The organism is Actinomyces oris (assembly GCF_006546825.1).
GTDB lineage: Bacteria > Actinomycetota > Actinomycetes > Actinomycetales > Actinomycetaceae > Actinomyces > Actinomyces oris.
The window spans coordinates 1-5469 of record NZ_VICC01000012.1; the positions used below are offsets into that span (position 1 = coordinate 1).

Here is a 5469-nt window from a genome sequence, read left to right on the forward strand (position 1 = left end):
CATCCCCATCAAGAACAGCTGAGCATCACCATGTCTCGTCTTCTGCGTAAGCCCCCCCGGTCTCCATCTCGCCCGGCAGCCACTGAACGCGGCAGCATCCTGCCCTACCTCAGCGTTGCCGCTGCACTCGTCGCACTCGTGGCGCTGGGACTCATGACTGGCCTCGGAGACGCCATCCTGCACCGCCGGGATGCCAGTAACGCGGCCGATGCAGCTGCTTTGGCAGCAGCACGAGCTTGGGGCGACGCCATTGAGTCGACTTACGGGAACGCCGTGGATGCCACCAGCGAGGACGGTCTCTGGAGCAATGCCGGCCGGGGACTGGGGTCTTTCGCCGGTCCGGGAGCCAAGCGAGCAGCAGAACGCTATGCCTCGCTGGACGGGGCCACGCTCACTGCGTACTCCGTGGACACGGCTCGCGGCACCGTCACCGTATCTGTCCGCACGAAGTCCGCCGTCACCGGCACCAACCAACGACTCACTGCAACCTCGACCGCGAAGATCGAGCTTGAGGACGGTGCGTGCCTGAGCGGTGGCCAGGTCGGTTTCGAGATCCACGGAAAGTGCGTCACCAGGCGTCCCCAGGCCAAGAGCCCAGATCAGAAGAAGGGTGCCAAGCAGGCCCCTCAAGCCGGCGCCAAGCCGGCTCCCTTCAAGGCGCCTGCGGGGATGAGCAAGAAAGCCAAGGTCTCCACCCGGCTGGTCTCAGCCTGAGCTCTCGGCTCTCGAGCAGGGGCTTCGTCTCGAAGACACCATGCCCCACCTGACACCGACCGACCTCGACAAACGTTGGCGCTGGCGCATCTCAGTCCGTAGAGTCTCAGTCAGATAACGGTATCGACCCCGACGACACCGCTCTGCATCTGTCGCCTCATCGAAAGGACGCACTCCGTGCGCTGCCGTTCCCAGTTTCCCCGGCTGGCAAGGACAGTCGTCCTCACACTCTTCGTCGGTATCTCAGTCAGCGCCATTCAGCCCGCTGCCGCAGTCCCAGACTCAGGGGGGAAGCAGGCCACCAGTACCACACGGTCACTGACCAGTGGATACAGCGCGGAAAGTTCCGGAACCAACCCGGTGACCGCACAAGTCACCGGCGCGAGGGCCAAGCGAGCGACGTCTCAGTGCGCCAACCAGCGCTCCTGCCCGTCTCCCTCATCCCCGGAGGTCACCAAGCAGGCGGAGAACACGGGGGCCGGTCGGGCCAAGCATTCTCATCCTTCTGCGGCAGCTCAACCCGACTCCACGGTCGAGTCGTCACCCAGCCGGCTGACAGTCGGCACGACGGCGTCGAGCAAGGCCTCCGGCAGCACAGCGGCTTCCCAGTCCTCGGTCACGTATCCGGTTCTGACAATCGGCGGCAGCGTCACGTACCGGCGAGCAACCTCCGCTGAGCCCGATGGAACCGGTGCCGTCAGCCACACCCTCTCCTACAAAGCCGACGTCCCTGTCCCGGAGCACAGTCAAGAAGTCGACTCGGCATGGAACAGCTTCGGTATCGTCTCTCCCCCGAAGGGGCAGCGCATCAGCCTGGGAAACCTCGCTCTCTCCTATGACACCGGCGGTGACCTCGACAAGATGACCTTCACCCATGTCACCGAGGGATCTGCTAACGGCGGCATCTCCGGAGTCGCCGCGGGCACGGCCGTCACGACGGTAGTCACCACGACCCTTGACGTCTCAGCACTCGGTGGATCGGATCGCGATCTCGCCAATAACTACGCCTCAACCGTCCTGCTCTCGTCGGGCACCGTCAACATCCCCGTGGCCTCATTGTCTGTGGGTGATCCGCAGGGCTCCTCTGCCAGTGGCACATTCGCCGCCGTCCTGGCTACCAAGGCGAGCACCAGACAGCTCGTTGTCAACGGCACGGCGATCACCGATAACGGCGGCTTCGACGCCCTCTCCGGGAGCTGGAGCACCGACAAGCTCACGAAGGACCGCAAGCAGCTGGCAAGTCAGACCCATTAGCCGGTTCCTCTTGTGGACGCCTGACGACAACGCAAGGACAGCGTATGAAGACTCCTGTAAGAGCTGCGACGGCAGCGATGGCCGCGTTCGCCCTGTGCGCCTGCGGCCACAGCGGCGCCTCAGACTCCAGCACCGCCTCGGCTGCAGCATCCGCATCTCAGCCATCGACGTCGAATGACTCCAGTGCGGCGGCGTCGGACGGCATGATGACTCTGCTGCCCACTGGAAACCTCGTCATCCAGGTACCCGGGGACGCCATCACCGGAACCACCACGACCTACGACGACGGCATGCAGCAGACCTACTACGACAGCAGAGGCAGCATTCCTCTCACGGTTGCTGTCGAGTACTACGCGGCCGGCGCCAAGCCCGCGGCAAGCATCCTGACCGCAGAGCAGCAGGCTCTCACCGCCCAGTCCATCCAGCCCAAGGTCACCCCCGTCGACGTCCCCGGCGGATCCGGCGCGAACCGTCTGGACTGGCAGACCACGGCGATCCCGCCATGGCTGCAGGACCGTAAGACCTCCGAGGTTCCCATCACCTGCGCTGGAATCATCGTTGACGGTCCCGGCGGGGAGAGCTACGGCGTCTACGTCTTCGCGGACCCCAAGAACAAGGAGAGTCTGAACCGCATGTCGTCCGTCCTCACGTCAGTGGCGGTGAGCGCCTCATGAAACGACGCCTCCTCATGGCCGCCGGCGGCATCGTCTCCCTGACCGCAGTCGCCTCATGCAGCAAGTCTCCAGAGAAAACCCCTGTTTCAGGAATGACCTCAGTCGAGGACGTGAAGCAGCCGCAAGTCCCGTCCAAGAGTCCACAGGATGCTCCCCAGGCCTGGACGAGCATTAACTTCTCCGGCATCTCTCTGAGTCTGCTGTCCTCCCTCAAGGGCCCCACTCGGCGCAGCGGGTGGCCCCCGTATGCCGTCTCCTACGACCTGCAGACCAACGACACCAGCTTCGAGCAGCGGGTCCTGCTCTCCGGCATTGACGCGAGCACCACCGCCGACGGCGTCAGGCAGACCGTCAATCTCACGAGCTCCTACCTCTTTGAGAACTACTCGGAGATCGGCCGGCTCTCCTGGGAGGCCAGCGGGGACAATCCCGCCACTGAGCGAGTCGCCTTCTCCTGGGGCCCTGCAACGTCCTGGCTGGGGTGGACCTGGCTGTTCGCCTCACAGGTGGGGACCGGCGTCGTCACTCTTCTGAGCACCACCCTGGATGACGGGCTTCGCAACGGCATCGAGAACTCTCTGACCCTGACGAGGCAGCAACAATGACCATCCAACGACGACGTGCCCTTCTAGCAGCCTCAACGGCCGCAGCCGCAACGCTTCTTAGCGGCTGTTCCTTCGCAAAGCATCCAGGGCCGAAAGGGGACTGGGACCGTCTTGAGGACGGCGACCTGCTTCTCGCGGTTCCCAAGGGCTGGGATCGGTCAGTGGCGCAGTCCAGCATCTGGGGCACCAAGTGGACCGACCCGTCAGACAAGTCCGCCGTCCTCATGACGGCCCAGTCCATCAAAGCGAAGGACGGCTACGACGCCCTTGACCTTGCCATGAACGCCGCCCGGGCCGTCACTCGCGGCTACCAGCCCGTTGGCTCTCGGACCGCTGTCACCGACGGCTCCATCATCCTGGCGCAGCAGCAGTATCAGACCACCTGGCCCTACCAGAAGAAGGGCTCCCTGTGGGCTATCAGCCGGGAGTCGACGATCTGCCTCGTGGACTTCTCAGGAGAGAAGATCACCAGCGATCAGATCTCGACTCTGGGCCAGTGGATCGAGCTGCGCTGAGGCGGGGTGTCCACCCCTCACCCCCAGCGCACGTCGACGTGACGGTTGGCGGCCTTGCCCGCCTCATTGACGCTGCCGTCCGCGTTGGTCTCGGAAGCCACGGGCTCACTCTCCCCCTTGCCGGAGGACTGGACGTTCAGGGAGGGGACCTTGGAGGTCAGGTAGTCGGCGACGGCCTTGGCCCGCTGCTCGGAGAGCGTCTGGTTGTGAGCGTCGTCGGCGACGGAGTCCGTGTGCCCCACCACGGTGACCGTGGCGGGCGGTTTACCGTTCCAGCGCTTGACGATCTCGTCGAGCACCTGCTTGGCGCGGTCGGTCAGGGCCGAGGAGTCGACGTCGAAGGTGACGTCTCCGGACAGTGAGGCCACCGTGGTCTGGCCGTCCGAGGAGTAGGTGACCGCGCTGTCCGAGCTGCTCGAACGCGACACCGGCGTGACGACGCGGTCCACGGTCTGAGCCACCCGGGGGTTGCCCGGCCCGGCGCTCTCCGGTTGCTTGGTGATCGTCGTTGGATCGGCTGTGGCGCTGTTACTCGCAGCCGCCAACGGGCGGCCCGCTTGCGGTGCTGCGGGTACGGCAGCAGCCTCGGCGGACACTGACCACGATGTTGCCCACACGACGACGACCGCGGCGGCAAGCACCCCTGACCGAGGCCGAGACGTGGCGCCCCTTGCCCATCCCCCATTCATCTGCCGTCTCATCGGGTCACCGCCACGTTGCTGAAGGTCCCTCCATTCGGGATGGTGATGGTGACGTTCTTCGCCTCGGCCGGCACACCGGTGAAGGTCGCCTGAAGCGCGATCGTCTGACCGGGTTTGATGTACTCCGTGAGGTCGCTGGAGCACAGGCAGCCGCCCTGGGAGTCGTAGGAGACGCGGTAGATGCTTGAGGAGGACGGTTCAATGAGCGTCAGCCCGTCAGCGTTGTTCGTACTCCCTCCCGGGCTCGCCTTTACACTGGGCTGAGGCACCGAGTCGTCTCCATCGGAGAATGAGTCGTAGATCCACATGTCGTTCTTCTTGTCATTATTCGTCACGGAGAACATGACGGTGATCGTGGTTCCCGCACCGGACACGGAGTTCAGGGACACAGTTCCGGGTTTACTGTCAACGGTCGTGGGATGAGACTCAATGGCCACGCCATGAGCGCCGCCCCCGGCCTGCGCCGATTTCGATGCGGACGCGGACGCCGGCGCCGACGCACCCTCCCCGTTCGCCCCCGAACCTCCCGGCAGCTGGCAGGACGCCAGGGTTGCCGCCACACCAATGGCGCTCATGGCAGCCAGGATTCGCTTCGAAACAGCCATCATGATGGAACCTCCGTTGCTCTCGATCAGGCCACGTCGACCTGAGGAATACCGAGACTCTATGCAGCACCCATCATTCAAGAAATGGGGAGACTCCCACGGGGAAAAATCGTAGAGTACACGGGGTATCCACGGGCAGACCGAGAGAATCCGTGCACTCCCCATGAGGCTATGGGGAGTACACGGGGAGCGGTGGGGAGTACACGGGGAGCTCCGCTTGCTAGGGAGATTACGTGACGATTACGCTCTGTCTTTGAGAAAATCCGGCGGATCCATGAAGGAGTTCTTGTGTCGCCCATCTTGCCTGGTTCGTCTTGTGTTCCTTCGGCACCGTCTCGTCGGTCTTTTGTGGCTCTCTCGGCCCTGGTGGGTGTGGGTGTGCCGGTGCTGGCGGGCTGTGA

General features: G+C 64.3%; 7 protein-coding genes. 5 read left to right on the forward strand and 2 right to left on the reverse strand.

The window, feature by feature from the left end; translation table 11 throughout:
* The 5 genes from FK267_RS13285 to FK267_RS13305 all read left to right on the forward strand — a co-directional run.
* Positions 1-714: pilus assembly protein TadG-related protein (locus tag FK267_RS13285; protein WP_211342757.1), on the forward strand; the 714-nt coding region annotated here is incomplete at its 5' end.
* A 360-nt stretch (positions 715-1074) separates the two neighbouring features.
* On the forward strand, positions 1075-1968 hold the full coding sequence (locus FK267_RS13290; protein WP_075378864.1) for a hypothetical protein: 894 nt from the start codon (positions 1075-1077) through the stop codon (positions 1966-1968).
* Between the two features lie 44 nt (positions 1969-2012).
* Positions 2013-2642: a hypothetical protein gene (locus FK267_RS13295; protein ID WP_232622424.1), complete on the forward strand. Its 630-nt coding sequence runs from the start codon at positions 2013-2015 to the stop codon at positions 2640-2642.
* Positions 2639-3247, forward strand: coding sequence for a hypothetical protein (locus FK267_RS13300; RefSeq protein ID WP_141407494.1), 609 nt, complete (start codon positions 2639-2641; stop codon positions 3245-3247). Before FK267_RS13295 ends, FK267_RS13300 begins: the two co-directional genes overlap by 4 nt.
* 161 nt (positions 3248-3408) lie before the next feature.
* Positions 3409-3762 carry a hypothetical protein gene (locus FK267_RS13305; RefSeq protein WP_232622425.1) on the forward strand — a complete coding sequence of 118 codons (354 nt, stop codon included), beginning with the start codon at positions 3409-3411 and terminating at the stop codon, positions 3760-3762.
* A 17-nt stretch (positions 3763-3779) separates the two neighbouring features.
* On the opposite strand, the gene FK267_RS13310 is transcribed toward FK267_RS13305, so the two are convergent.
* Positions 3780-4358: an OmpA family protein gene (locus FK267_RS13310; protein ID WP_075378860.1), complete on the reverse strand. Its 579-nt coding sequence runs from the start codon at positions 4356-4358 to the stop codon at positions 3780-3782.
* 101 nt (positions 4359-4459) lie between these two features.
* On the reverse strand, positions 4460-4852 hold the full coding sequence (locus tag FK267_RS13315) for a hypothetical protein (RefSeq protein WP_232622426.1): 393 nt from the start codon (positions 4850-4852) through the stop codon (positions 4460-4462).
* Positions 4853-5469 lie beyond the last annotated feature (617 nt).